The sequence below is a fragment of the Vibrio rotiferianus genome (assembly GCF_002214395.1).
GTDB lineage: Bacteria > Pseudomonadota > Gammaproteobacteria > Enterobacterales > Vibrionaceae > Vibrio > Vibrio rotiferianus.
The window spans coordinates 477978-504184 of sequence record NZ_CP018312.1; the positions used below are offsets into that span (position 1 = coordinate 477978).

The window sequence follows — 26207 nt, forward strand, 5'->3', positions numbered from 1 at the left end:
GGGTTTTTGTATATGTTGTGATTATTAAAGCTATGATTATTAAAGCAAACAACAAATCTCTCGACCTTTCTCGTCCGCATGTTATGGCGATTCTCAATGTCACTCCTGACTCATTCTCTGATGGTGGTAAGTTCAACTCACTTGAACTTGCACTTGCTCAAGCTGAGAGAATGATTGCTGCTGGTGTCAGCATCATCGATATCGGTGGAGAGTCGACTCGCCCTGGAGCCCCGGATGTTTCACTAGAAGAAGAATTACAGCGTGTTGTCCCTGTGATCAAAGCGATCCGTGAAAAACATGATGTTTGGATTTCTATTGACACAAGTAAAGCCGAGGTAATGCATCAAGCCATTGAAGCGGGGGCAGACTTAATTAACGACGTGCGCGCACTTCAAGAGCCAGGGGCGTTAGAAGTGGCAGCGAAAGCAAACTTGCCAATTTGCTTGATGCACATGAAAGGCCAACCACGTACGATGCAGGCCAATCCTCAATACGATGATCTGATGGAAGATGTCGCGGCATTTCTCCAAGAGCGTATTGCAGCTTGCGAAGCGGTCGGTATTGATAAGTCTCAACTTATTCTCGACCCAGGTTTTGGCTTTGGCAAAACAATTGAACACAATTATCATATGCTTGCTCATCTCGAGAAGTTTCACGAATTTGGTCTGCCAATTTTGGCTGGCATTTCACGTAAATCGATGATCTTTAAGCTGTTGAATAAACCCGCAGCTGAATGCGCCAACGCTAGCGTGGTCTGTGCGACCATTGCGGCGATGAAAGGTGCTCAGATAATCCGAGTTCATGACTTCGAAGAAACCATTGAAGCAATGAAAGTTGTTGAGATGACGAAAAACAATATCTAAAAGAATTAAGGAACGTTATATGTCTGATAAAAGACGTTACTTTGGTACCGATGGTGTGCGTGGAAAAGTGGGTCAATACCCAATTACACCTGACTTTGTACTCAAGCTTGGCTGGGCGGCTGGTCGTGTATTAGCGAAACAAGGCACTAAAAAAGTTATTATTGGTAAAGATACGCGTATTTCTGGCTACATGCTTGAGTCTGCGTTAGAAGCGGGTCTTGCTGCGGCTGGTCTGAAAGCGACCTTTACCGGTCCAATGCCAACACCGGCAGTTGCTTATCTGACGCAAACCTTCCGAGCGGAAGCGGGTATCGTTATTTCAGCGTCACACAACCCATACTACGATAACGGCATCAAGTTTTTCTCATCTGAAGGTACTAAGCTTCCGGATGATATCGAATTGGCTATCGAAGCAGAGCTAGATAAAGACATTGAATGTGTGGAATCTGCCGAGCTTGGTAAAGCAACTCGCCTAAATGATGCAGCAGGTCGTTATATTGAATTTTGTAAGAGCACTTTCCCATCAGAGCTTAGTCTTGCCAATGTGAAGATCGTAGTTGACTGTGCACACGGCGCAACTTACCACATTGCTCCTAACGTATTCAAAGAGCTAGGTGCAGATGTTGTTGCAATGGGTGTGGAACCAAATGGTACTAACATCAATGATGAAGTCGGTGCGACAGACGTCCGTGCATTACAAAAACGTGTTGTAGAAGAGCAAGCTCATCTTGGCCTTGCGTTCGATGGTGATGGCGACCGAATCATCATGGTTGACCATTTAGGCAACAAGGTCGACGGTGACCAGATTGCTTATATCATCGCACGTGACGCGCTACGCCGAGGTGAACTGAAAGGTGGTGTGGTTGGTACACTAATGACCAACCTAGGCATGGAAAATGGTCTGAAGCAATTAGGTATTCCATTCGTGCGTGCAGCGGTCGGTGACCGTTATGTTATGGAGCGCTTGCTAGAAAAAGGGTGGAAGATCGGTGCAGAAAACTCTGGTCACGTGATTTTGCTGGACAAGGTTACGACCGGAGATGCTATCGTAGCTGCACTACAGGTGCTTGCTTCTATTGTTGGCAGTGAGATGTCACTACATGATTTGTCTCAAGGTATGACCTTGTACCCTCAAGTGCTAGAAAATGTACGTTTTGAAGGTGATAGCAATCCTCTCGAGGCTAGTGCCGTGCTTGATGCGGTGGCTGAAGTAGAATCTGAACTAGGTGAAAAAGGCCGTGTTCTTCTGCGTAAGTCAGGCACAGAGCCTTTACTAAGGGTGATGGTTGAAGGTGAAGATGCTGACTTAGTTCAGAGTTCTGCGTTAAAGATCGCTCAAGCAATCAAAGATAACTGTTAAGTTTTCTTAGGTTAATGTGGTGAATTAAGAGTAAGTTTTGCCCTTTTTTTGACCGCTTGGGCTTTTGCCATTGTTTTTTTGGCAATTTCCCCTTGTCAGCGTTGCTGGCTTTCGCTAGTATTGCTCGGCCTCCAGTCAGGAGGTCGCTAGCCTTGTTCGTAATGCTCATTGTTTGAACTTATGAACGGCGCTGGCTCAACAATTTGGAACATAGGTGGAAAAAATGTTTTCAGTTCTACTTGTGATTTACCTGTTGGCAGCGCTTGGTGTGATTGGCCTTGTGTTGATTCAACAAGGTAAAGGCGCAGATATGGGAGCCTCGTTCGGTGCTGGTGCTTCAAACACAGTGTTTGGTGCAAGCGGCTCAGGTAATTTCCTAACCCGAACAACTGCTATTTTAGCAACAGTATTCTTTATCGTTAGCTTGCTACTTGGTCGTATGTCTACACATAAGACAGAATCTCAATGGGTTGATCCAACACTAGGTCAACAACAAGTTGTAGAGCAAGTTAATGATGCAGCGAGTGAAGTTCCAGCACCAACTGGTGATGAAATTCCTCAATAAGCTGTAAGGTTTGTGTAGCCGAGATGGTGAAATTGGTAGACACGCTAGCATGAGGTGCTAGTGCCTTTGGTGTGAGGGTTCGAGTCCCTCTCTCGGCACCATAAATTTACAAACTTGTAAATCACTTGTTTGGCGGTATAATGCTCAGCAAGTCGGACGCGGGGTGGAGCAGCTTGGTAGCTCGTCGGGCTCATAACCCGAAGGTCGTCGGTTCAAATCCGGCCCCCGCAACCAATCTCTTCTTTCGTTGGAAAGAATGACTCGATTGGCAAGTTTGCACAGTGCTAACCACACTGTGAGTTAAGAAAAGCACTTTTTGCTAATCTTAACGTATCAGGGTCCAGCAGCATAAAACCCCGACTTTTCGGGGTTTTTTGTTATCTGAGTTTTTATAATTACTCAGATACTGCTTGGTTTTTTGATTGGGCTCTGAGCCCTTTTTTTGTTTCTGGAGTGGTTAAAATGACTGGTTTAGAAAGACAACTTACTGAAATGCTTGAAGCTCCAGTAGAGGCAACAGGCTACGAGTTAGTTGGATTAGAATTTATTCGTGCGGGTGCGCACTCAACGTTACGTATCTACATCGACCATGAAAATGGTATTAACGTAGATGCCTGTGCAGAAGTTAGCCATCAGGTAAGTGCGGTATTAGACGTTGAAGATCCAATTTCTGTTGCTTACAGCCTAGAAGTTTCTTCTCCAGGCTTAGAAAGACCACTTTTCAAAGCAGCACATTACGAGCAATTTATTGGTCACGAGGTCAGCATCGTATTGAAAATGGCTGTTGCAAACCGTCGTAAGTGGAAAGGCATTATCCACAGCGTAGATGGTGAGACAATTGCAGTTACTTGTGAGGGGCAACAAGAAGAGTTTGCTCTAAGTAACATTTCAAAAGCTAACCTGATCCCTAAATTTTAGTTCCCTAAAAAATTTGAAGCTTAGAGGCTAAATACAATGAGTAAAGAAATTTTAGCGGTAGCAGAAGCGGTATCGAATGAAAAAGCGGTACCTCGTGAGCGTATCTTTGAAGCTCTTGAGATTGCTCTAGCAACTTCTACAAAGAAAAAATACGAAATCGAAATCGATGTGCGTGTTGCCATTGACCGTAAAACGGGTGAGTTTGAAACATTCCGCCGTTGGTTGGTTGTTGATGAAGTTGAAAACCCAACAAAAGAAATCTCACTAGAAGCTGCACAATATGAAGATGCAGATCTTCAACTAGGTGATTTCGTAGAAGACGATATCCCTTCTGTTACATTCGACCGAATTACAACGCAAACTGCGAAGCAAGTTATTGTACAAAAAGTACGTGAAGCAGAGCGCGCACAGATCGTAGAACAGTTCATTGACAACGAAGGTGATCTTATCACTGGTGCTGTTAAGAAAGTAAACCGTGAGACGATCGTTCTTGACCTAGGTAATAACGCAGAAGCGGTTATTCTTCGTGATGACCAACTTCCTCGTGAAAACTTCCGTCCAGGTGACCGTGTTCGTGGTCTTCTTTACAAAGTTGCTCCAGAAGCTCGTGGTTTCCAACTTTTCATTACACGTTCTAAGCCAGAAATGTTGGCTGAACTGTTCCGTGTAGAAGTGCCAGAAATCGCTGAAGAAATCATCGAACTGAAAGGTGCTGCACGTGATCCAGGTTCTCGCGCTAAGATTGCTGTTAAAACAAACGACAAACGTATCGACCCTGTAGGTGCGTGTGTTGGTATGCGTGGTGCACGTGTACAAGCAGTATCTGGTGAGCTTGGTGGTGAGCGTATTGATATCGTTCTTTGGGACGATAACCCAGCTCAATTCGTAATCAACGCAATGGCACCAGCTGATGTTGCTTCTATCATTGTTGATGAAGATGCACACTCAATGGACATCGCTGTTGAGGCAGACAACCTAGCACAAGCTATCGGTCGTAACGGTCAAAACGTACGTCTAGCATCTCAACTGACTGGTTGGGAACTAAACGTAATGACAGTGGCGGATCTTCAGAAGAAGCATGCTGAAGAGTCTCAAGCATCTATCGAAAACTTCATGAAGTACCTAGACATTGAAGAAGACTTCGCTCAACTGCTTGTTGAAGAAGGTTTCTCAACGCTAGAAGAAGTTGCGTACGTTCCAGTTAACGAACTACTAGAAGTTGATGGTCTGAACGAAGAGCTTGTAGAAGAACTTCGTAGCCGTGCGAAAGACGCACTAACGACAATCGCTCTAGCGCAAGAAGAGTCATTTGAAGGTCTAGAGCCTGCTGAAGACCTACTAGGTCTTGAAGGCCTAGAGCGCGAAATGGCGTTTAAATTGGCAGCGAAAGGCGTGGCAACACTAGAAGACTTGGCTGACCAAGGTATCGATGATTTAGAAGGTATTGATGGCCTGACAGAAGAGCGTGCAGGTGAGCTTATTATGGCTGCGCGTAACATCTGTTGGTTCGGCGAAGAAGCATAATATCAGCAAGGAGGAAGCGGCATGACACAATTAACAGTTAAAGCACTGAGTGAAGAGATTGGTACTCCAGTCGACCGCTTAATGGAACAACTTGCTGACGCAGGCATGAACAAAGCGAGTTCTGACCATGTCTCGGATGAGGAGAAGCAGAAGCTTCTCTCTCACCTGAAGAAAGAGCACGGCGATACGTCGGGCGAATCTGAACCTACTAGACTGACGCTTCAACGTAAGACTCGTAGCACATTAAGTGTTGCAGCAGGTGGCGGCAAAAGTAAGGATGTTCAAGTAGAAGTGCGTAAGAAGCGCACATATGTGAAGCGCAGCACTATCGAAGACGACGCAAAACGTGAGGCTGAGGAAGCAGCAAAACGTGAAGCTGAAGAGCTTGCGAAGCGTGAGGCTGAAGAACAAGCCAAACGTGAAGCTGCAGAGAAAGCACAGCGCGAAGCCGAAGAAAAAGCAAAACGTGAAGCGGATGCAAAACGTGAAGCTGAAGAAAAGGCAAAACGCGCACAAGCTGAAAAGGCTAAGAAAGAAATGAATGCAAAAAATGCGGATGTTAATACGCAAGCGAAGAAAGAAGCTGACGAGCTAAAGCGTCGTCAGGAAGAAGAAGCCCAACGTAAAGCTGAGCAAGAAGCAGCTAAGCTTGTTGAAGAAGCTCGTAAACTTGCAGAAGAGAACGAAGCTCGTTGGTCTGAAGAAGAGTCTAAGAAGAAAGAACTTGAGAACTCTGATTACCATGTAACCACTTCTCGTTACGCTCGTGAAGCTGAAGATGCAGCTGACCGTAAAGAAGAAGGTGGTGCTCGTCGTAAGAAGAAGAAGCCAGCGAAAGAAGAGCAATCTCGCGGTGGTCGTAACCAACGTGGTGGCAAAGGCCGTAACAAAGGCAAACTTGCTAAGCCGACTTCAATGCAACACGGTTTCGACAAGTCTGCGACTGTAGCGAAACAAGACGTAGTGATTGGTGAGACAATCGTTCTTTCTGAACTTGCTAACAAGATGTCAGTTAAAGCGACAGAAGTTATCAAAGTAATGATGAAGATGGGCGCTATGGCGACTATCAACCAAGTGATCGACCAAGAAACAGCACAACTTGTTGCTGAAGAAATGGGTCACAAGGTAGTTCTTCGTAAAGAGAACGAACTGGAAGAAGCAGTACTATCTGATCGTGATACAAACGCAGAAGCAGTACCACGCGCTCCAGTTGTTACAATCATGGGTCACGTTGACCACGGTAAAACGTCAACACTTGACTACATCCGTCGTACTCACGTTGCTTCAGGCGAAGCGGGTGGTATCACACAGCACATCGGTGCTTACCACGTTGAAACTGACAACGGCATGATCACGTTCCTTGATACTCCTGGACACGCGGCGTTTACTGCTATGCGTGCTCGTGGTGCTCAAGCGACAGATATCGTTGTTCTTGTAGTTGCAGCAGACGATGGCGTAATGCCACAAACAGTTGAAGCGATCCAGCACGCGAAAGCGGCAGGCGTTCCACTAATCGTTGCTGTGAACAAGATCGATAAAGAAGACGCGAACCCAGACAACGTTAAGAATGAGCTAGCTCAATACGACGTAATCCCTGAGGAATGGGGCGGTGAGAACATGTTCGTTCACATCTCTGCTAAACAGGGTACAAACATCGACGGTCTTCTAGAAGCAATTCTTCTTCAGTCTGAAGTTCTAGAACTTACAGCTGTAGCAGAAGGTATGGCGTCTGGTGTTGTTGTTGAATCTCGCCTAGATAAAGGTCGTGGTCCAGTAGCAACAGTACTAGTTCAATCTGGTACGCTAAACAAAGGCGACATCGTTCTTTGTGGTCAAGAATACGGCCGCGTTCGTGCGATGCGTGACGAACTAGGTAAAGAAATCACAGAAGCTGGTCCATCTATCCCTGTAGAGATCCTAGGTCTTTCAGGCGTACCTTCTTCAGGTGATGAAGCAACAGTAGTACGTGACGAGCGTAAAGCACGTGAAGTAGCGAACTACCGTGCTGGTAAGTTCCGTGAAGTGAAACTTGCTCGTCAGCAGAAATCTAAACTAGAGAACATGTTCTCTAACATGACGGCTGGTGAAGTTGCTGAGCTAAACGTAGTTCTTAAAGCAGACGTACAAGGTTCTGTGGAAGCGATTGCTGACTCACTACTGAAACTGTCTACTGACGAAGTGAAAGTAAACATCGTTGGTTCTGGTGTTGGTGGTATTACAGAAACTGATGCAGTTCTTGCAGAAGCTTCTAACGCAATCATCCTTGGCTTTAACGTACGTGCTGATGCATCTGCTCGTCGTGCGATTGAAGCTGCAAGCGTTGATCTACGTTACTACTCAATCATTTACCAATTGATTGACGAAGTTAAACAAGCAATGGGCGGTATGCTTGCTCCAGAATTCAAGCAAGAAATCATTGGTCTTGCTGAAGTACGTGACGTATTTAAGTCACCGAAACTGGGCGCAATCGCTGGTTGTATGGTTACTGAAGGTCTGATTAAGCGTAGCAACCCAATCCGCGTACTACGCGATAACGTTGTTATCTACGAAGGTGAACTAGAGTCACTACGTCGCTTTAAAGATGACGTTCAAGAAGTTAAGAATGGTTACGAGTGTGGTATCGGCGTTAAGAACTACAACGACGTTCGCGTAGGCGACCAGATCGAAGTATTCGAAATCGTTGAAATCAAACGTACTCTAGACTAATTGACTAAAATTACTAACCGTCTGAAAGACAAATAGTAATTGGTTGTTGAATACACCATGGGGGGCTGGCTTGACCATCCCCCCATTCTTTCTATTTAAGAGAATGAATATGTCAAAAGAATTTAGCCGCACGCAGCGCGTATCACAGCAGCTGCAAAAAGAACTTGCGATGATCCTTCAACGTGAAGTTCGTGACTCTCGCCTAGGCATGGTTACGATTTCTGATGTAGAAGTATCACGCGATCTTGCTTACGCAAAAGTGTTCGTTACTTTCCTATGCGTGGGTGAGCAAACGCCAGAATCATGCTTAGCAGCGCTACGTGAGCACGAAGTGCACATCCGTATGATGCTTGGTAAGCGTATTCGTCTACGTCTGACTCCTGAAATCCGTTTCTACTACGACAACACGCTAGTAGAAGGTATGCGTATGTCTAACCTAGTTTCTGAAGTGGTGAGCGAAGACAAGCGTAAACAGCAAGATTCAGGTCGCGAAGAAGATCAGGCAGGGGAAGAGTAATGGCTCGTCGTCGTAAAGGTCGTCCAATTAATGGCGTTATCTTGTTGGATAAACCAACAGGTATTTCTTCCAATGATGCACTGCAAAAAGTAAAACGTATCTACTTTGCTGAGAAAGCGGGTCATACCGGTGCATTGGACCCACTAGCGACGGGCATGTTGCCAATCTGCTTAGGCGAAGCAACCAAGTTCTCTCAGTTCTTGTTGGATTCAGACAAGCGCTACCGCGTAATCGCAAAGCTTGGTGAGCGTACCGATACGTCTGACTCTGATGGCGAAGTGGTAGAGACGCGTCCTATTGACGTGAATCTAGAGAAGCTAGAAGCGTGCATTGATACGTTCCGTGGTGAATCAGACCAAGTACCTTCAATGTTCTCAGCATTGAAATACCAAGGTAAGCCGCTCTACGAGTACGCTCGTAAAGGCATTGAAGTGCCGCGTGAATCTCGTAAGATCACGGTATATGAGATCGTGCTTCACCGCTTTGAAGGTGACGAAGTTGAGATGGAAGTGCATTGCTCCAAAGGCACTTACATTCGTACTATCGTTGATGACCTAGGTGAAATGCTTGGTTGTGGCGCACACGTGACTATGCTTCGTCGTACTGGTGTTGCTAAATACCCGTACGAAAAAATGGTGACGCTAGAGCAACTTAATGAGCTGCTAGAGCAAGCGCATCGTGACGAAGTAGCGCCTAAAGAGTTGCTTGATCCACTGTTGTTGCCAATGGATACCGCAGTAGAAGACTTGCCAGAGGTAAATCTCAACGCTGAGCTGACTAACTTAGTACAGCACGGCATGCCAGTCCAAGTGTTTGGTGCTCCGGAAGGTACACCAATTCGCATGACCTCCGGTGAAGACAAGCTCTTTATTGGTGTTGCAGAAGTGAACGACGATGGAAAAGTAGCACCAAAACGTTTGGTGGTGTTCCGCGACGAAGCATAAGCTTGTCTGTGAATTGAAAATACCGGCGAAATCGCCGGTATTTTTATATTGCGCGTATAAGGAAACTTCCCTATAATTCGCGCTTCGCGTAGTGGCTGAATCAGAGATTGGCTGCTACAACTTTAAACCTACTCTTATTAGGAGAGAATTATGTCTCTGAATGCAGAAACTAAAGCAGCAATCGTTGCAGAATACGCACAAGGCGAAGGCGACACTGGTTCACCAGAAGTTCAAGTAGCTCTACTTACAGCTTCTATCAACCACCTACAAGGTCACTTCAAAGCGCACAAAGGCGATCACCACAGCCGTCGTGGTCTTCTACGTATGGTTTCTCGCCGTCGTAAGCTTCTTGACTACCTGAAAGGTAAAAACCTTTCTCGTTACCAAGATCTAATCAAGCGTCTAGGCCTACGTCGCTAATCAGCGGCTGCATAGAACAGTTTGTCGAAAAAGGGGCTTTTAGCCCCTTTTTTGTTGCCCGCTACTTAATTTAATTGCTATAGCTTAGCCAAATCCTATTTAAGTCGTTATACTACGCACGGTAAAATTCCACGATCGGAGTTTTATATCCAAAGTAGCTCATTGCATTACAGTCACAACGTCGACCAAAAGGTCGCGACTATTAAAAGTGAACTGAATACCTAATCAGTTTGTTTTTACTAGTCGCGATTCGTAATGCCTTGAGTATCAATCAATACTCTCTGAGCAAATCATTCGATACGCTTGGAAACAAGGAATAACAATGTTCGAAAAACCAGTTGTTAAAACGTTCCAGTACGGTAACCACACAGTTACTCTAGAAACTGGCGTTATCGCACGTCAAGCTACGGCTGCAGTAATGGTTACTATGGACGATACGGCAGTATTCGTTTCTGTAGTTGGTAAAAAAGAAGCGGTTGAAGGTCAAGACTTCTTCCCTCTAACGGTTAACTACCAAGAGCGTACTTACGCTGCAGGTAAAATCCCTGGTGGCTTCTTCAAGCGTGAAGGTCGTCCTTCTGAAGGTGAAACGCTAACGGCTCGTCTGATCGACCGTCCAATCCGTCCACTATTCCCAGATGCGTTTAAAAACGAAGTTCAAGTTATCGCGACAGTTATGTCTGTGAACCCTGACGTTCAACCAGACATCGTAACAATGATCGGTACTTCTGCTGCTCTTGCTATCTCTGGTATTCCGTTCAACGGTCCTATCGGCGCAGCACGTGTTGGTCACGTTGATGGTCAACTAGTACTGAACCCAAGCAACACTGAACTAGAGACATCTAAACTAGACCTAGTTGTTGCTGGTACTGAAGGCGCTGTTCTTATGGTTGAGTCTGAAGCAGACAACCTAACAGAAGAAGAGATGCTTTCTGCAGTTGTATTTGGTCACGATCAACAACAAGCAGTTATTTCAGCAATCAACGAATTCGCAGCTGAAGTAGCGACTCCTGCATGGGATTGGGTTGCTCCAGAAGAGAACACTACGCTTGTAAACAAGATCGCAGAACTTGCAGAAGCGAAACTAGTAGAAGCTTACCAAATCACTGAGAAGATGGCTCGTTACGACCGTATTCACGCTATCGCTGGTGAAGTAAACGAAGTTCTACTTGCTGAAGATCCAGAAGCAAACACGAAAGAAATTCACACTATCTTCCACGATCTAGAGAAGACAGTTGTACGTCGCAGCATCATCGCTGGTAACCCACGTATCGATGGTCGTGAAAAAGACATGGTTCGTGCGCTTGACGTACGTACTGGCGTTCTTCCACGTACTCACGGTTCTTCACTATTCACTCGTGGTGAAACTCAGGCAATCGTAACTGCGACACTAGGTACGCAGCGCGACGCTCAAATCATCGACGAGCTAACAGGTGAGCGTAAAGATCACTTCCTACTACACTACAACTTCCCTCCATACTGTGTAGGCGAAACGGGTTTTGTAGGTTCTCCTAAGCGTCGTGAAATCGGCCACGGTAAACTGGCTAAGCGTGGTATTGCTGCAGTAATGCCATCTGTAGATGAGTTCCCATACACAGTACGTGTAGTATCAGAAATCACAGAATCTAACGGTTCTTCTTCAATGGCTTCTGTATGTGGTACTTCTCTAGCACTTATGGATGCTGGTGTTCCAATTAAAGCTTCTGTTGCGGGTATCGCAATGGGTCTAGTTAAAGAAGGCGACGACTTCGTTGTTCTTTCTGACATCCTTGGTGACGAAGACCACCTAGGTGACATGGACTTTAAAGTAGCAGGTACTAACGACGGTATCACTGCACTTCAGATGGATATCAAGATCGAAGGTATCACTAAAGAGATCATGCAAATTGCTCTTAACCAAGCGCAAGGTGCACGTAAGCACATCCTATCTGTAATGGATGAAGCTATCTCTGGTGCTCGTGAAGATATCTCTGAGTTCGCTCCGCGTATTCACACAATGAAGATCAGCGCAGAGAAGATCAAAGACGTTATCGGTAAAGGTGGTGCAGTTATCCGTGCTCTAACTGAAGAGACAGGTACAACTATCGAAATCGAAGACGACGGTACAATTAAGATTGCTGCAACTGAAGGTACAGCTGCGAAAGAAGCAATCCGTCGTATCGAAGAGATCACTGCAGAAGTTGAAGTGGGCCGTATCTACACAGGTAAAGTTGCTCGCCTAGCTGACTTCGGTGCATTCGTTACTATTCTTCCTGGTAAAGATGGTCTAGTACACATCTCTCAAATTGCTGAAAAGCGTGTTGAGAAAGTGTCTGATTACCTAACTGAAGGTCAAGAAGTTCAAGTTAAAGTTCTTGAAATCGACCGCCAAGGTCGTGTACGTCTAAGCATGAAAGAAGCGGTAGAAAAGCCAGCTGAAGAAGCTGCTGAAGCACCTGCTGCTAAAGACGAGTAATACTGATTTGGGCTTTGGTCTTTTATTAGATTAACGGCCTGAAAACGTGCTATAAAAGGGGAGCATTTTCGCTCCCCTTTTTTTAACTTGCTATTTTTAATTGTATTTGATGGGCAGAAATATCCTATAGTGCATTAATACATCGTGAGTTAAAGGCGGTCCAAACAGGAGTATCAATTAGTGAAATGGTTTCAAACCGCAAGTTTATGTATCGCAATTGCATTGACGGGGTGCGCTAGCACTTCTCAACAAACCTCTCAGCAGTGGGTATATCCACCGATGGCTGTGCCATTGCAGCCTAGCGTACAGCAAGAGGTTCAGATCGCACGGCTATCTCAGTTATTACAACGACCAGATCTTAGTGATGAAGTGCGAGCTAAAATGCATTATGAGCGCGGGAGTTACTACGATAGCGTTGGTTTGAGAGATCTCGCTCGCCTTGATTTTAATCAGTCACTACAGCTAAATCCTGCTCAGCCAGATATATTCAATCTGCTTGGCGTTTACTTTACTCAGCTAGGTGAGTTCGACGCGGCTTATGAAGCATTTGATTCAACATTAGAGCTTGCGCCAGAGAACTCTTATGCGGAACGTAACCGTGCGATTGCTTTGTACTATGGTGGTCGAATTGATCTTGCTATGGAAGATATGACAAAGCACTATGAAGAGAACCCTAAAGATCCTTTTCGAGCATTGTGGTTATACATTATTGAAGCAGAGCAAAATCCAGAGTTAGCGAAGGCAAACCTACAGCAAAGATATCAACGCGATATTAGCGAAGAGTGGGGGTGGGTTTTAGTCGCCATTATGCTGAGAGATGTGCCTGATGACGCAGCACTGAAAGCTATTATGGAAGGGACGCGAGAGAATCACCGCCTAGCAGAGCGTTTAACGGAAACGTATTTCTATCTCGGCAAACGTTATCAACTAGAGGGTGATGTAGCAGATGCTATATCGCTATATAAATTAGCGATTTCGTTCAATGTCTATGAGTATGTGGAACACCGCTATTCATTTGTTGAGCTGACTCAGATTTACGAAAAGCTACAGCAAGAACGTTTAGCAAAAATTAAAGCAGAAAGTACTCAGCAACAATAGTTTTTTAGCCGCTCAACTAGAGCGGCTTTTTTGTACTTGAACAAATTAGACTGCTTCACTAAAATAGTTAGCCTTGCTAACTAAATGGGCAAATTACAGTGGCATTAGAAAAAAGCCTGATTGATTTAGAGCGTTTTTGCGCTAAAGCGTGGCGTGTTTATGCCAAGGAAGATCCGCTTTCACATTTGAGCTTTAATGAGTTCGATTACTTACGAGTGATTCAGCTTCATCCAAAAGGTGTGCGTATTACTGACTTGGCTGAAGAGCTGCAAGTCACCAAACCTTCAGCTTCAAATATGGTAGTTCGTTTGGAGAAAAAGGGATTGGTTAGACGCATCGCTTGTAACGAAGATGCGCGTTCAAAGCGCGTTTTGCTAACGGAAGAAGTGATAGCAGAAATGTCCCTTGAACAGGTGGTATACAAGGATATTTCTGAACAACTGATGCGTAAACTTGATAAGCAAGAAGTACAGCAACTGAAAGCGCTACTGGATAAAGCGCTCGGAAACTAAACATACATTTTATTCTTTTATCTATTTAGTTAGCCTTGCTAACTATTGGTGGTAGTCATGCAAAACTCTATCTATAAACAGTTTTGGAAATACACAATTCCGACCGTTGCAGCCATGTTGGTTAACGGCTTATACCAAGTTGTTGATGGCATTTTTATCGGTCGTTATGTCGGTGCTGAAGGATTAGCGGGGATCAACGTTGCTTGGCCGATCATTGGCTCGATACTTGGTATCGGTATGATGGTCGGGGTAGGTACGGGGGCACTGGCCTCTATCAAGCAAGGTGAAAAAGACAGTGAAGGTGCTAAACGTATTCTTTCAACCGGCCTTTTGCTTTTAGTTGCTTTGATGCCTTTCGTAGCGACAATCTTGTTCTTCTTCGCCGATGACTTTATTCGCTGGCAGGGCGCAGAAGGGCGAGTGTACGAGCTAGGCTTGCAATACCTACACATTCTTAGCGTGGCGTGTGTGTTCTCGCTAGGCTCGATTGCGGTGCCATTTTTGCTTCGTAATGATGATAGCCCTAACTTAGCCACCATCCTGATGGTGATCGGTGCGGTGATCAATATCGTACTCGACTACCTTTTTATCGCTTGGCTTGGCTGGGAGCTTACCGGTGCTGCTATTGCTACCGCTCTGGCGCAGATGGTTGTGACGATTTTGGGGGTAGGGTACTTCTTTACTTCCAGAGCCAACATGCGCTTGTCTTTCAGCGATTTGAAGATGCAGTTTGATGTCATTCCTAAGATTGTCATGATTGGCACGTCGAGCTTCTTTATGTACGCTTATGGCTCAATGATGGTCGCGCTGCATAACGCGTTGTTTGCCCAGTACGGTAGTGCGTTGTTGATTGGTGCTTACGCCATCTTGGGTTATATCGTGACGGTCTACTACTTGATCGCGGAAGGCATCGCCAATGGTATGCAACCTTTGGTGAGCTACAACCATGGCGCGCGCAACCAAGATAACATTCGTAAGCTGTTAAAGGTCGCAATGGGCACTTCTGTACTTGGTGGAGTTGCGTTTGTTATTTTGATGAACATCTTCCCATACGAGTTTGTATCGGTGTTCAACAATGCTGACCAGAATCTGATTGATGCGACGGTGGTCGGTATTCGTCTCCATATGTTTGCATTGTTCTTAGATGGGTTCTTAGTGGTTGCCGCGGCGTACTACCAATCAGTCAACAAAGGCAGTAAAGCCATGTTCGTGACCATCGGTAATATGGTGATTCAATTACCGTTCTTGTTCATTATGCCGAAGCTGTTGGGTGTGACGGGTATTTGGATTGCATTCCCACTGTCCAACATCGCCTTGAGTTTAGTGGTGATGACAATGTTGTGGCGTGATATTAAGAAGCTAATGAATGAGAGCTCAGCAGAGCCGAGTGTTCAAGTCTCTTAACGACGAAAAGATGTAAAAAAAGCGAGTTCAGTGCCTCGCTTTTTTATTGCTTTGAAATCGTAAGCAGAGATTAGATGTTCTTCACTTCCAGACCTGCAAGTTGATGCCAGTAACCGTTACATTGGCGGTCTTGGATTTTGCCAGGGTTGGTGCCTTTCTCGTTTGAACGGAACTGATCCAGTTCAGAGAAGGTGCTGAGACCCAGTGGGCTTAGGCGAACCACATCAACCAGACCTTCCATGCTTGGTAGATCGTTGATCAGGTTATAGCAGTAACCTGACTGAGTTTGGATGCCGTTTAAGTTAAAGACTTCTTGACCTTCTTGGCTGCTTACTTGGATACCTGTTGGGTATTTAATACAGCAAGTTTCGCAATCATCTTTAGCTTTGTTTTCTGCACGAGCGGTAAAGCAGCGTGCCGAGTAAGCCAATGGTAGATAACCGTGGCTGAATACTTCTACTTCAAACTTATTGCGAATACCAAGCTCATCACATTGAACCAGCGTATTACTGAGCCATTCACGAGATAGCTCTACAGGCATACACCAGCGGATCATGCCTTGTTTTAGGAACAAGTTAAGCGTGTGCGCATTGTAAGTGTTAACCGCAGGGCCAACGACGAAAGGCACTTTGTGCTCAGAAGCCAGTTGAACTGCAGACACGTCATTGGCTTCAATCGCGAAGTCACCGTTGTCGATGTACTTCTTCATGATGTTCACTTCACTTGGTGCTTCTAATAGTGCCATCGTTGAAAGAACGACTTGTTTGCCAGATGCAGACAAGTCTTTCGCAATATCGAACCAATGTGCGGGCTTCATTTCACGACGTTTTGAACATACGGTTTCACCAAGGTAGATGATGTCCGCAGAGCTTGATTTCGCTTGTTCGTAAAACGCTTCAACATCTTGCTTTGGCCAGAAGTACAACAGTGGACCAAGCGCGTATTTCATTGAGTTATCCATCTTAACCTCTACTGCCATTTACGGTGGTAAGCACCAAGTGTGGTTTGCGTACCTTCAGACACGTTTGCCAACGCTGCATCCCAAGCCGCTTCTACTTGGTAAGCTTCTGGGTTTGCTTGGTAGCGATCAATCGCAGCACGCCATGTGCGCGTTACTTGTTCTACGTACGCAGGGCTGCGTTGGCGACCCTCAATTTTTACTGAAGCGACATTCGCAGCAAACAGTTCTGGCAGCATAGACAGGGTGTTCAAACTGGTTGGCTCTTCCAGTGCGTGGTAGCGTTTTTTCTCGCCTTCGATTTCAGCTTCAAAACGACCCTTACATAAGGTCGGGTAGCCCGCGTTTTCACCTGCGCTGTAGCGATCGATCAGGATATCGTTAAGACGAGATTCCAGACCATTTTCTGTTTCTTGCCAGCGAACGTATTTCGCCGGAGAACACGCGCCAACGGTGTTTGGTGATTCGCCAGTCATGTAAGACGATAGGTAGCAACGACCTTCCGACATGATGCATAGGCTACCGAAAGCAAAGACTTCTAGCTCAACATCGCTGGTGATATTGCGTGAAAGCTGTTTAACCTGATGGATAGACAATACTCGAGGCAGTACAACACGTTTGACGTTGAAGTTTTGCTTGTAGAAGTCTACTGCTGCAACGTTGGTTGCTGAAGCCTGTACCGACAGGTGCAGTTCTAGCTCTGGGTATTTGCGAGCAGCGTACTCAAGTACCGCAATGTCAGCCACGATCAGCGCATCTACACCCAGTGCCGCTGCATTGTCGACCGCATTTGTCCAACGGTCGAAACCATTTGGATGGGCAAAGGTGTTTAGCGCAACGTGGATCTTTTTGTTGCGGTCATGAACGTATTGCACCGCTTTTTCAAGCTTCTTGCCGTTGAAGTTCAGGCCAGCAAAGTGACGAGCGTTGGTATCGTCTTTAAAGCCGATGTATACGGCGTCTGCACCGCAATCAATCGCGGTTTTTAGCGCAGGCAAGTTACCCGCAGGACACAAGAGTTCCATATGCTCACAATCATAGAGAATAAAAAGGTGCCCGCATTTTATGAAGAATTATGAATAGCGAAATTGACCTAAGTTAGGTTTAGCTCAATAAAGTTGAGATTTACCCCTTGAGAGTAAGGGGTAAATCTCAGATTTTGCTGTAGTTGAGATCAGTTCTTATGACGGCGGTTTTGCGCAAACAACTCTTCAACTTCGTGTTTTGGTTGAGGGCGGTAGAAATGGAAGCCTTGAATCGAGTTACATTGCAGGTTCGATAGTAGTGTTGCTTGCTGATGGGTTTCTACGCCTTCCGCTACTACGGTTAAATCCAGTGACTTACCTAGGTTGATGATGTTCTCTATGACCGTGACTTGTTTCGGTAGCGTGTCTATGTCGTTGATAAACGCACGGTCGATTTTTAGCTCATCGATAGGGAAGCGGGCTAGGTAGGAAAGGGAAGAGTAACCAGTACCGAAGTCATCGATAGACAATGCAAAGCCAAGTTTCTTGATCGCATTAAGCATTTGCAAAGTGTGTTCGCTGTCGCTCATTACCGCACTTTCTGTTAGCTCGAAGGTAATGCAGCTTGGGTCAAGTTCGGTAGTGCGCAGTAACTTCTCCATGTAATCGATCAGTTGCGGGTTACCAAATTGCTCTGGAGAGAGGTTGATGGCCACACGGCCTGGTAAGATACCTTGCAGTTTCCAGCGTTTTACTGTGTTAAATACATCACGCATTACCACACGACCAAGGTGCTCAATCAAGCCTGCGCGCTCTGCTACAGGGATAAATGCTCCTGGACTAATGTAGCCTTCGACTGGGTGCTTCCAACGTACGAGTGCTTCTGCGCCGTTAATGCTGAAATCACGCGCGTTAACTTTTGGCTGGTACCATACTTCCAAACCGTTTTGCTGCAACGCTTTTTGTAGCTCGATCTCTAACCACAAACGCATGCGTGCTTCTTTGTTCATCTGGTCGTTGAATTTAATCAGACGGTTACGGCCGCGATCTTTTGCTTCGTACATAGCGGTGTCTGCGTTTTGCAGCAGAATACGCGCGTCTTGACCATCTTCTGGGTAACGAACACTACCGATAGAACACGCGAGGCGTTTACTAAAGTGATGCAGATCGAAAGGTTGGTTGATCAGGGAAATAATACGATCAGAGATAATCTCCGCCATTCTTGAGTTTTCAGGCTCAGGAAGGATGATGCCAAACTCGTCACCACCTAAGTGGCCAATGATAGCTTGGTTAGGTAATAAACGTTTTAGTCGGGCTGAAACTTCTTGGATGACTTTATCGCCAATATGATGACCAAGTGAGTCATTGATGTTTTTGAAGTTGTCGATATCAAGATAGAAGACCAAGAGTGGTGTTTGGCTTCTGATTAACTGCTCTAAACGCTTGGTAAAGCCAAATCGGTTATAAAGCTTAGTCAGTGAATCGATATGTGCGTCTTCAGTACTATTCGATAAATTTTTTGGTGTGTCATCCGCATCTTGAATCAAGATGATTTGAGATTCACTACCAAGAATAGCGGTGACATCAGCATTAAGTTGAACTTTACGTTCAAAGCCACAGCGAGCACTGGTCAGGCAAATAAACGGCTTTTCCGATAATAATGAACTGAGTTTATGACTGAATACTTTCTTACTGTTCTCATCGATAAACAGCCTAGAGAGCTCTTCGCCAAGTAATTCATGTGGTGAGTTCAAGCCAAGCAATCGTGCTGAGGCAGGGTTTGCAGAGATGATGATGTCATCTTCAACCAGTAATAAGCCGTCGGGTAATAACTGAGTCAGCTTACTAAATTTTGTTTCGGACTCTTCAAGAGAGCGAACAAGGATTTGTTTTTCAGAGGTATCGATGGCATGAAAAACAACAAATCGAGTTTGTTTGTCTTCAATAATTGGAGAAATACTGAAATGAAGGCTAGTTTCTAAGTCAGTTTCATCGAGCGTAATTTCTGCCTCAATGTGCTCTCCGCTAAAAGCACGCTGATAGTATGGCTGAAGTTTATGATAAAACTGTTCACCCAATACTTGTTCGTCGGTAAGACCGACAACATCATCGTGCTCTAAACCTGTAATATCGCAATAGCGCTCACTTACCATTCGATAACGATATTCGTTATCTAAGATGGCAAAGAAAAAAGGACTATTTGAGGTGAGCTTTACAAACCAATGTTTTAGGTGCTGCGAAGGCATTATGGGGTTACCGATCTCCAAAGAGCCTGATTATTCTTCCGTGTAATAAAAACGCTGTTTTGATAACTATAACTTTGAATATCCCGTTATTAAAGGGTTTATCAATGTGAGTGCTTCAAATCTCTACGTAAGTTCAAAAAAAGATGGCTTCGCCATGAAAACTGCTTATGAAGCAAACAAACAATTTTTATTGATGCATAACAGGTATAGGTATTACTCTATCGCTTAATATAAGCATTCTCATGACAAAGTAACGGATAATTAGCGTGTTAAACAAGATTCGCAGTCAACTAGTAAAGAACGCAGCATCAATTTTGCGATCTCCAGTCCAGTTATTGCCACAAACTGTTCAGAAAAAAGCCTTATTAGAAGGTTTGAAAATGGTATTCAAAGAAGCTCTAGAAGATGGCGATTTTGAGTTCCTTGAAGATAAGTGGCTGAAAGTTGCGATTAAAGACTTGAACTTAGCATGGTACATCAGCTATCAAGATGAAAAATTGCTGGTGGCAGAGAAACCAGTTCAGGAAGATGTGAGTTTTAGCGGCAACCTTAACGACCTAGTCCTGATTGCTGGCCGCAAAGAAGACCCTGATACACTGTTCTTCCAACGTCGTCTGTCTATTGAGGGCGATACTGAACTTGGCTTAGAAGTTAAGAACCTGATGGATAGTGTTGACTTAGAGCAGCTGCCAAAAGCGATGCAAGTGGCACTGAACCAATTGGCTGACTTTGTTCAGAAAGGGGTTCAAGAACCAGAACAAGAAACTGGAGTAGCGAATGCTTATTCGAACTGAAGCCCCAGCGGACATTCTCACTATTGACCGTTTATTGAAACACGCCTTCCCAACGGATGCAGAGGCTAATTTAGTGATGCGTTTGCGTGAAAACGGCAAGCTCACGTTATCTTTGGTGGCATGCACCGATGAAGGTGAAGTGGTTGGTCACGCGCTGTTTAGCCCAGTGACGTTGAATGGTGAAGATTTGTCGTGGCAAGGTCTGGCGCCTTTGGCTGTGCATGAAGATTACCGTCGCCAAGGCATTGCAGCCGAGTTGATCAAAGAAGGCTTTGATTCACTGCGTGATTTTGGTTACCCAGTGTGTGTGGTGTTGGGTGATCCTGCTTACTACGGGCGTCAAGGCTTTACAGCTAGCGAAGAGATGGGCTTCGATTGTGCGTGGGAAGTACCACAAGGTGCATTTCGCGTAGCTGAGCTGGTAGAAGGTCAATGTGATGGACGTTCTGGTCGCATCGATTATTCTCCAGAGTTCTCTGAGCTATAATCGCTACTATTCAACGACAAAGCCTGCTATAAAAAGCGGGCTTTGTTTTAATAAGTAGGTAGGAAGAGTAGATTAATCCTGTTCTTGAACGCGCTTTTTACCCCAAACCTCTATTTTGGCTTTTTTGCTCATGCCTGCAGCATTGAGAGTCATGTTGCCCCAGCTCTTGTATTCCATATCTAGACGTTTGAATTTAGCGTCTTCTGAACCTGGCAGTGTCCAAGCGCGAGTCGACATACCTTTCGTTAGTGTACCGACCATGGTTTTCAACTTTTTCTCGCTGCCATCGGTCATGGTGACTTTCATGTTTTTAATACTCATGGTGCCTTGAGTACATTTGATTTTAATTTTGCTGAACTGACGGTTTTTAAACAGACCATTGGGTTCAACGGTGTCGGTTTCGGTTTGGAAGTTTACGGTCTTTTCGGCGATAAGCTCCCAACCATCATTGTTATCCTTAGCAAAAGTAGTGAAGCTGGTGGTGGCGATAAGTAATGTGATTGCGAGTGACTGGAAAAGCTTCATAACACCTCTGACTTTAAATGCGAAATTTTGATAGGATTGCCTCGTTCAAATAGGTGACAAAAGATGTCAATTAACGAGAAACAGTATTTACACGAGATGGGGATCAGCACATGGGAGCTGAGTCATCCAGAAAGGCTAGAAGGCTATCAAGCGCCATTATTAGATTTGCAAAGTTCATGTAAACTCTTATTGGTATCGCCAATGTGTCCAAAAAATGAGACCGCTTTGATGTTTGAGCGTGTATTGAAGAGTATTAAGCTCACACTCAATGACGCAATGCACATTGAGCCAGAAGGCTTATCTTCTTTAGGTGAACATCAGCTAGAGTGGGTATGGTTTGCGGGTTGTGAGGCTGATGTGAGCATCAATGCCAAGCAACTGACTTCACCGCTATTACAAGATATTGATGGCAACAACGAACAACGCCGCGCATTGTGGCAACAAATCTGTTCGTACTCTTAACGGAGCTAACGCGTGACAATTGAAATTACGCCGATGGGTGCTGAGCACCTTGACCAAGTCTGGCAAATTGAACAACAAGCCCATTCTCATCCTTGGGCTGAGTCATTGGTTCGAGATTTAACGAGCCGTGGTGCTTGTCACCATGTCATGCTTGAAGGTTCTCAAGTGGTTGGCTACTTCTATGGGCAGAATATTGTTGGAGAGGTGACGCTACTGAACATTGCCGTTTCGCCATCTCACCAAGGCAAAGGGTTAGGACAAAAATTGCTGGATGCGTTTATCGAACACTGCGAGCAAGCCAAAGCAGAAAGTGCTTGGCTGGAGGTACGTGAAAGTAACCACCCGGCAATCCATATTTATGAGCAAGTGGGTTTTAATGAAGTGGATCGTCGCTATAACTATTACCCAGCGAAAACTGGTAATGGTAAGGAAGACGCAATAATCATGAGCTATATCTTCTTCAACTAAAAGCTGGCATTTGTCCCACCTGATTCTAAAGCCTTGGTTCATCCAAGGCTTTTATAAACCGTCCTCACACATATTTACTCTCTATCACTACTTTTGTTCGCATTATCCTCAACATAGTTATAGATTTATAAATTATATGAAACACGATCTATAAAGTGTAGGGAGGGAGCGTTGACTAAGTCGTATCCTAGAAAACTCGATACTCCTGTGGCTCAGTTGTTTGATGAGACTAGTCGTGAAGTGGTGCTCAAGGTTTTGATGCTCGTGACATTAGCGACATTTATTCCCCTAGGAGTAAAAAACCTTATCATTGGTGAAACCTTACTCGGGGTTGTTCTATTGAGCTTTCAGCTCAGCTTTGTGGTTGAGTTGGCGTGCCTATTTATGCTGGGTGTGGGAGTAATTGGTCACCGCATCCCTTTATTTTTGCTCTGGTTATCTATTGTCTTAAGTGTGTCTACTTTTGGTGTCATTGCCACTTATTGGGTTTTCCCTGTGATCGTAGCGCTGGTGTTTATTATCCCGACGAAAGATGCACTCGTGACCAATATTTTTATGATTGTAGGTTGCATGGTCGCCACTTGGCAGCAGCTCGAATTGAGCATCATACTACGATTCATCATTGCGTTGATTTGCTGCACGGTTGTTGCGCATGTTGCGGTACACAAAATAGTAGAGCTACAAAACAGCCTAAAATACCTCTCGACACGAGATTCGATGACTGGAGCGCTGAATCGGAGTCAGTTAGAGGCATTTCTATATCGTGCGCTTGATGAGAAAAAGAATCAGAAAGCGTCAACAATCGCGGTTATCGATATTGATCACTTTAAGCAAGTCAATGACCTTTATGGGCATGACGTTGGAGATGAAGTGATTACAGAGGTTGTCAAAATCCTAAATCAAAACTCCCGCGAGTATGATCTGTTATTCCGATTGGGGGGAGATGAGTTTTTACTGTTGTTTGAAGGGCTTTCTATGCAAAGTGCTCACATTATGATGAATAGCATCTGCGAGAAAGTAAGGACGAAACATTATCCACGTCATGCTCAGGTCTCTCTTAGTGTGGGTATGTCAGAGTGTTTGATTGCTGAAGATACTCCGGATATGTGGGTAAAGCGTGCAGACATTGCATTGTATGATGCGAAGCAAAATGGAAGAGATCAGGTAGTCATATCTGCCAACAGAGTCGCGCCGCTAGGTGAGTTAGCATGGAAGGATAAGGTCAATCAGCCGACATCTCTCTGAACTCGTCAGAGGAAAGTTGCCCCTAAAGCAATAATAAGCGAGAATACCGCGCAATATTGAATCGAATAAGGCTTGTTTAAATTTCAAACAAGCTACCAGACATCAAAGAAGATCAGTTTCATGTCAAATACACCTTTTCTAGGCGAAGTTTCTAAGCGCAGAACGTTCGCTATTATTTCTCACCCGGATGCGGGTAAAACCACCATCACTGAAAAAGTACTGTTATTCGGAAACGCGATCCAAAAAGCAGGTACGGTTAAAGGTCGTGGTAACGCGCAGCACGCAAAATCAGACTGGATGGAAATGGAAAAGGAACGTGGTATCTCGGTTACTACTTCTGTAATGCAGTTCCCTTACAATGATTGTCTGGTAAACCTACTTGATACTCCTGGACACGAAGACTTCTCAGAAGATACCTACCGTACTCTAACGGCGGTTGACTCGTGTCTGATGGTTATCGATGCGGCGAAAGGTGTCGAGGATCGTACTCGTAAGCTGATGGAAGTAACGCGTCTGCGTGATACGCCAATCGTAACCTTCATGAACAAACTTGACCGTGATGTTCGTGATCCAATGGAAGTATTGGATGAAGTAGAGAACGAACTTGGCATGATGTGTGCGCCAATTACCTGGCCAATTGGCTGTGGTAAAGAGTTTAAAGGTGTTTACCACATTCACCGTGACGAGACTATTCTGTACGAGTCTGGTCATGGTCACGAAATCCAAGAAGTGCGCATCATCAAAGGTCTGGACAACCCTGAGCTTGATGAGAAAGTCGGTGAGAGCCTAGCAGCAAGTGTGCGTGAAGAGCTTGAACTAGTCATGGGCGCATGTCCTGAGTTTGATCTAGAGCTATTCCTGACCGGCGAACTAACGCCAGTTTACTTTGGTACGGCACTGGGTAACTTTGGTGTTGACCACATGCTAGACGGTCTAACGGAGTGGGCACCTGCACCGAAAACACGTCAAGCGGTTGAGCGTGATGTTGAAGCGACAGAAGACAAATTCTCTGGTTTCGTATTTAAGATCCAAGCAAACATGGATCCAAAGCACCGTGACCGTATCGCCTTCATGCGTATCGTATCGGGTACTTACACGCAAGGCATGAAGATGAACCACGTTCGTCTTGGCAAGCAAGTAAGTATCTCTGATGCGGTAACGTTCATGGCGGGTGACCGTTCTCGTGCAGAACATGCTTACGCCGGTGACATCATTGGTCTACACAACCATGGTACGATCCAAATCGGTGATACTTTTACCCAAGGTGAAGCGCTGAAATTCTCTGGTATTCCAAACTTCGCACCAGAACTGTTCCGTCGTATTCGTCTAAAAGATCCATTGAAGCAGAAGCAGCTTCTAAAAGGTCTGGTTCAGCTGTCTGAAGAAGGTGCGGTACAGGTATTCCGTCCACTGCAAAACAACGACCTGATCGTTGGTGCCGTTGGTGTGCTTCAGTTTGACGTGGTTGTGGCTCGTTTGAAGTCAGAATACAACGTTGAAGCTATCTACGAAGGTGTTAACGTAGCAACAGCACGTTGGGTTGAGTGTGGTGATGCGAAGAAACTGGATGAGTTCCAGCGTAAGAACCAAACGAACCTTGCATTGGACGGTGGCGATAACCTAACGTACATCGCACCAACCATGGTTAACCTAAACCTAGCGCAAGAGCGTTTCCCTGATATCGATTTCCGTGCGACTCGTGAGCACTAATCGAATCTAACGCGCTTTACATCGCGTACTAGATTATAAGCCGCCGTTAGCTATACACTTAGCTAACGGCGGTTTTTTTATTTGGCGCAGAAAGAACTCTATGGGCTAAAAAAGGGGGGGCAATGAACTGGTTTAAAAAAGGACTCAAACGCTACGATGATTGGTGTAAAGAGATGGGGCTGACGCCTGATCAAAAACGCAGTTGCGTGCCGTATAAACAGGACCCTGTTCACGAAAACTCTTCTTCCAATAAAGAAGAGCAAAAGAAGCCAAATAATGAAACTGTTTGATACTCATTGCCACTTTGACTTCGATGTCTTTCAAGAGGATTTTGCTCACCAAGTCGATCTCGCTCGCGAGCAAGGCGTTGAGCGCATCTTGATTCCTTCTGTTGGGCCGAGTAATTGGACTCATATTCAAGCGCTGGCCAATCAATACCCCCATCTTTATTACGCGCTTGGCTTCCATCCTTATTTTCTACAACAAGGTTTTGAGCAGTTTGTTCCGGAACTGGAATCATTACTTTTTTCGTCTAGTCGACAATGTGTTGCGATAGGGGAGTGCGGTCTCGACTTCGCCATCGAAGTGCCGGTTGAATTGCAAGAACGTGCACTGGAGTTGCAATTTGAACTCGCCAGGCGATTTGATTTGCCGGTGATTCTACACAGCCGTAAAGCGCACAATCGACTTATCCAAATGGTTAAAGCGGCTAAGCTTCCTAAAGGTGGCGTATTGCACGCGTTTTCTGGCAGTTATCAGCAAGCAATGGAATGGGTTCGATTAGGTTTTTTTATCGGTGTTGGCGGCTCTATTACCTACCCAAGAGCGAATAAAACACGCGACGCGATTCAAAGATTATCACTTGAATATCTTGTTTTAGAAACGGACGCTCCGGATATGCCTATACTTGGCTATCAGGGCGAGCCGAATCACCCTGCCAAACTCATTCATATATTGAATCAACTCTCAGAGTTGCATAACAGAGAAAAGCAATCGATTGCTGAAAGTCTATGGAAAAATAGCAATTCAGCCTTCTCCATATGTGAATAAAATCTAAAGAT

Annotated in this window: 25 protein-coding genes and 2 tRNA genes; 23 read left to right on the forward strand and 4 right to left on the reverse strand. The window is 45.1% G+C overall.

What is annotated here, in order from left to right; genetic code table 11:
* Positions 1 to 32: 32 nt before the first annotated feature.
* The 15 genes from folP to vmrA all read left to right on the forward strand — a co-directional run bounded on the left by folP (position 33) and on the right by vmrA (position 15286).
* Positions 33 to 863 carry a dihydropteroate synthase gene (gene folP, locus BSZ04_RS11290; protein WP_088881586.1) on the forward strand — a complete coding sequence of 277 codons (831 nt, stop codon included), beginning with the start codon at positions 33 to 35 and terminating at the stop codon, positions 861 to 863.
* A gap of 19 nt (positions 864 to 882) precedes the next feature.
* Entirely contained in the window at positions 883 to 2223 is a 1341-nt protein-coding gene (glmM, locus tag BSZ04_RS11295; protein ID WP_010450075.1) for a phosphoglucosamine mutase, read from the forward strand.
* A gap of 223 nt (positions 2224 to 2446) precedes the next feature.
* Positions 2447 to 2788: a preprotein translocase subunit SecG gene (secG, locus tag BSZ04_RS11305; RefSeq protein WP_010450072.1), complete on the forward strand. Its 342-nt coding sequence runs from the start codon at positions 2447 to 2449 to the stop codon at positions 2786 to 2788.
* Positions 2789 to 2805: 17 nt separating this feature from the next.
* Positions 2806 to 2889 (forward strand) — tRNA-Leu (locus BSZ04_RS11310).
* Between the two features lie 56 nt (positions 2890 to 2945).
* Positions 2946 to 3022: transfer RNA gene (locus BSZ04_RS11315), tRNA-Met, on the forward strand.
* Between the two features lie 228 nt (positions 3023 to 3250).
* On the forward strand, positions 3251 to 3706 hold the full coding sequence (gene rimP, locus BSZ04_RS11320) for a ribosome maturation factor RimP (protein WP_005530330.1): 456 nt from the start codon (positions 3251 to 3253) through the stop codon (positions 3704 to 3706).
* A 36-nt stretch (positions 3707 to 3742) separates the two neighbouring features.
* Entirely contained in the window at positions 3743 to 5230 is a 1488-nt protein-coding gene (gene nusA / locus BSZ04_RS11325) for a transcription termination factor NusA (RefSeq protein WP_045393938.1), read from the forward strand.
* A gap of 21 nt (positions 5231 to 5251) precedes the next feature.
* Positions 5252 to 7936 (forward strand): translation initiation factor IF-2, encoded by a 2685-nt coding sequence (gene infB / locus BSZ04_RS11330; protein ID WP_071235324.1) that lies wholly within the window; start codon positions 5252 to 5254, stop codon positions 7934 to 7936.
* Between the two features lie 109 nt (positions 7937 to 8045).
* Entirely contained in the window at positions 8046 to 8453 is a 408-nt protein-coding gene (rbfA, locus tag BSZ04_RS11335; RefSeq protein ID WP_005449148.1) for a 30S ribosome-binding factor RbfA, read from the forward strand.
* Complete coding sequence (gene truB, locus BSZ04_RS11340; protein ID WP_010450060.1) at positions 8453 to 9397, forward strand: tRNA pseudouridine(55) synthase TruB; 945 nt, start codon at positions 8453 to 8455, stop codon at positions 9395 to 9397. The genes rbfA and truB overlap by 1 nt, the downstream gene beginning before the upstream one ends.
* Before the next feature lie 150 nt (positions 9398 to 9547).
* Entirely contained in the window at positions 9548 to 9817 is a 270-nt protein-coding gene (rpsO, locus tag BSZ04_RS11345) for a 30S ribosomal protein S15 (RefSeq protein ID WP_010450057.1), read from the forward strand.
* Positions 9818 to 10139: 322 nt separating this feature from the next.
* A complete protein-coding gene (gene pnp / locus BSZ04_RS11350; protein ID WP_071235325.1) occupies positions 10140 to 12272 on the forward strand; it encodes a polyribonucleotide nucleotidyltransferase in 2133 nt (710 codons plus the stop codon).
* Positions 12273 to 12452: 180 nt separating this feature from the next.
* Positions 12453 to 13370: a lipoprotein NlpI gene (gene nlpI, locus BSZ04_RS11355; RefSeq protein ID WP_038883862.1), complete on the forward strand. Its 918-nt coding sequence runs from the start codon at positions 12453 to 12455 to the stop codon at positions 13368 to 13370.
* 98 nt (positions 13371 to 13468) lie between these two features.
* On the forward strand, positions 13469 to 13882 hold the full coding sequence (locus tag BSZ04_RS11360) for a MarR family winged helix-turn-helix transcriptional regulator (protein ID WP_088880419.1): 414 nt from the start codon (positions 13469 to 13471) through the stop codon (positions 13880 to 13882).
* Between the two features lie 57 nt (positions 13883 to 13939).
* Positions 13940 to 15286: a sodium-coupled multidrug efflux MATE transporter VmrA gene (gene vmrA, locus BSZ04_RS11365; RefSeq protein ID WP_088880420.1), complete on the forward strand. Its 1347-nt coding sequence runs from the start codon at positions 13940 to 13942 to the stop codon at positions 15284 to 15286.
* A 70-nt stretch (positions 15287 to 15356) separates the two neighbouring features.
* Here vmrA and BSZ04_RS11370 read toward each other — a convergent pair whose 3' ends face one another.
* The 3 genes from BSZ04_RS11370 to BSZ04_RS11380 form a co-directional block, all read right to left on the reverse strand.
* Positions 15357 to 16235, reverse strand: coding sequence for a U32 family peptidase (locus BSZ04_RS11370; protein ID WP_010450046.1), 879 nt, complete (start codon positions 16233 to 16235; stop codon positions 15357 to 15359).
* A gap of 20 nt (positions 16236 to 16255) precedes the next feature.
* Positions 16256 to 17269: a ubiquinone anaerobic biosynthesis protein UbiU gene (ubiU, locus tag BSZ04_RS11375; protein ID WP_010450044.1), complete on the reverse strand. Its 1014-nt coding sequence runs from the start codon at positions 17267 to 17269 to the stop codon at positions 16256 to 16258.
* Positions 17270 to 17418: 149 nt separating this feature from the next.
* Positions 17419 to 19455 (reverse strand): sensor domain-containing protein, encoded by a 2037-nt coding sequence (locus BSZ04_RS11380; RefSeq protein WP_010450043.1) that lies wholly within the window; start codon positions 19453 to 19455, stop codon positions 17419 to 17421.
* A gap of 266 nt (positions 19456 to 19721) precedes the next feature.
* On the opposite strand from BSZ04_RS11380, the gene ubiT reads away from it, so the two are divergent.
* Both ubiT and BSZ04_RS11390 read left to right on the forward strand, forming a co-directional pair.
* Positions 19722 to 20249, forward strand: coding sequence for a ubiquinone anaerobic biosynthesis accessory factor UbiT (ubiT, locus tag BSZ04_RS11385; protein WP_010450041.1), 528 nt, complete (start codon positions 19722 to 19724; stop codon positions 20247 to 20249).
* Positions 20233 to 20736: a GNAT family N-acetyltransferase gene (locus BSZ04_RS11390; protein ID WP_010450039.1), complete on the forward strand. Its 504-nt coding sequence runs from the start codon at positions 20233 to 20235 to the stop codon at positions 20734 to 20736. The genes ubiT and BSZ04_RS11390 overlap by 17 nt, the downstream gene beginning before the upstream one ends.
* A gap of 72 nt (positions 20737 to 20808) precedes the next feature.
* Here the strand turns inward: BSZ04_RS11390 and BSZ04_RS11395 are convergent, their stop codons facing one another.
* The gene (locus tag BSZ04_RS11395) at positions 20809 to 21261 is read right to left on the reverse strand and encodes a hypothetical protein (RefSeq protein WP_010450037.1); all 453 of its coding nucleotides are present in this window, start codon (positions 21259 to 21261) and stop codon (positions 20809 to 20811) included.
* A 63-nt stretch (positions 21262 to 21324) separates the two neighbouring features.
* Between BSZ04_RS11395 and BSZ04_RS11400 the strand changes: the two genes are divergently transcribed.
* From BSZ04_RS11400 to BSZ04_RS11420, 6 genes are all read left to right on the forward strand, one after another.
* Entirely contained in the window at positions 21325 to 21723 is a 399-nt protein-coding gene (locus BSZ04_RS11400) for a DNA polymerase III subunit psi (RefSeq protein ID WP_010450035.1), read from the forward strand.
* A 12-nt stretch (positions 21724 to 21735) separates the two neighbouring features.
* Positions 21736 to 22191 (forward strand): ribosomal protein S18-alanine N-acetyltransferase, encoded by a 456-nt coding sequence (gene rimI, locus BSZ04_RS11405; RefSeq protein ID WP_088880421.1) that lies wholly within the window; start codon positions 21736 to 21738, stop codon positions 22189 to 22191.
* 171 nt (positions 22192 to 22362) lie between these two features.
* The gene (locus BSZ04_RS11410) at positions 22363 to 23436 is read left to right on the forward strand and encodes a GGDEF domain-containing protein (protein WP_088880422.1); all 1074 of its coding nucleotides are present in this window, start codon (positions 22363 to 22365) and stop codon (positions 23434 to 23436) included.
* 120 nt (positions 23437 to 23556) lie between these two features.
* Positions 23557 to 25146 (forward strand): peptide chain release factor 3, encoded by a 1590-nt coding sequence (prfC, locus tag BSZ04_RS11415; RefSeq protein WP_010450029.1) that lies wholly within the window; start codon positions 23557 to 23559, stop codon positions 25144 to 25146.
* A gap of 122 nt (positions 25147 to 25268) precedes the next feature.
* The gene (locus BSZ04_RS24950; protein ID WP_010450027.1) at positions 25269 to 25436 is read left to right on the forward strand and encodes a DUF5363 family protein; all 168 of its coding nucleotides are present in this window, start codon (positions 25269 to 25271) and stop codon (positions 25434 to 25436) included.
* Positions 25423 to 26196: a TatD family hydrolase gene (locus BSZ04_RS11420; RefSeq protein ID WP_088880423.1), complete on the forward strand. Its 774-nt coding sequence runs from the start codon at positions 25423 to 25425 to the stop codon at positions 26194 to 26196. The genes BSZ04_RS24950 and BSZ04_RS11420 overlap by 14 nt, the downstream gene beginning before the upstream one ends.
* Positions 26197 to 26207 lie beyond the last annotated feature (11 nt).

Bases quoted from the DNA above. Each gene is read 5' to 3' on its own strand.
- rpsO (WP_010450057.1), top strand. From the start codon at position 9,548: ATGTCTCTGAATGCAGAAACTAAAGCAGCAATCGTTGCAGAATACGCA.
- BSZ04_RS11395 (WP_010450037.1), bottom strand. From the start codon at position 21,261: ATGAAGCTTTTCCAGTCACTCGCAATCACATTACTTATCGCCACCACC.
- ubiU (WP_010450044.1), bottom strand. From the start codon at position 17,269: ATGGAACTCTTGTGTCCTGCGGGTAACTTGCCTGCGCTAAAAACCGCG.
- prfC (WP_010450029.1), top strand. From the start codon at position 23,557: ATGTCAAATACACCTTTTCTAGGCGAAGTTTCTAAGCGCAGAACGTTC.
- BSZ04_RS24950 (WP_010450027.1), top strand. From the start codon at position 25,269: ATGAACTGGTTTAAAAAAGGACTCAAACGCTACGATGATTGGTGTAAA.
- BSZ04_RS11370 (WP_010450046.1), bottom strand. From the start codon at position 16,235: ATGAAATACGCGCTTGGTCCACTGTTGTACTTCTGGCCAAAGCAAGAT.
- nusA (WP_045393938.1), top strand. From the start codon at position 3,743: ATGAGTAAAGAAATTTTAGCGGTAGCAGAAGCGGTATCGAATGAAAAA.
- BSZ04_RS11400 (WP_010450035.1), top strand. From the start codon at position 21,325: ATGTCAATTAACGAGAAACAGTATTTACACGAGATGGGGATCAGCACA.
- secG (WP_010450072.1), top strand. From the start codon at position 2,447: ATGTTTTCAGTTCTACTTGTGATTTACCTGTTGGCAGCGCTTGGTGTG.
- rimP (WP_005530330.1), top strand. From the start codon at position 3,251: ATGACTGGTTTAGAAAGACAACTTACTGAAATGCTTGAAGCTCCAGTA.
- rbfA (WP_005449148.1), top strand. From the start codon at position 8,046: ATGTCAAAAGAATTTAGCCGCACGCAGCGCGTATCACAGCAGCTGCAA.
- BSZ04_RS11390 (WP_010450039.1), top strand. From the start codon at position 20,233: ATGCTTATTCGAACTGAAGCCCCAGCGGACATTCTCACTATTGACCGT.
- folP (WP_088881586.1), top strand. From the start codon at position 33: ATGATTATTAAAGCAAACAACAAATCTCTCGACCTTTCTCGTCCGCAT.
- infB (WP_071235324.1), top strand. From the start codon at position 5,252: ATGACACAATTAACAGTTAAAGCACTGAGTGAAGAGATTGGTACTCCA.
- vmrA (WP_088880420.1), top strand. From the start codon at position 13,940: ATGCAAAACTCTATCTATAAACAGTTTTGGAAATACACAATTCCGACC.
- BSZ04_RS11420 (WP_088880423.1), top strand. From the start codon at position 25,423: ATGAAACTGTTTGATACTCATTGCCACTTTGACTTCGATGTCTTTCAA.
- BSZ04_RS11380 (WP_010450043.1), bottom strand. From the start codon at position 19,455: ATGCCTTCGCAGCACCTAAAACATTGGTTTGTAAAGCTCACCTCAAAT.
- truB (WP_010450060.1), top strand. From the start codon at position 8,453: ATGGCTCGTCGTCGTAAAGGTCGTCCAATTAATGGCGTTATCTTGTTG.
- pnp (WP_071235325.1), top strand. From the start codon at position 10,140: ATGTTCGAAAAACCAGTTGTTAAAACGTTCCAGTACGGTAACCACACA.
- glmM (WP_010450075.1), top strand. From the start codon at position 883: ATGTCTGATAAAAGACGTTACTTTGGTACCGATGGTGTGCGTGGAAAA.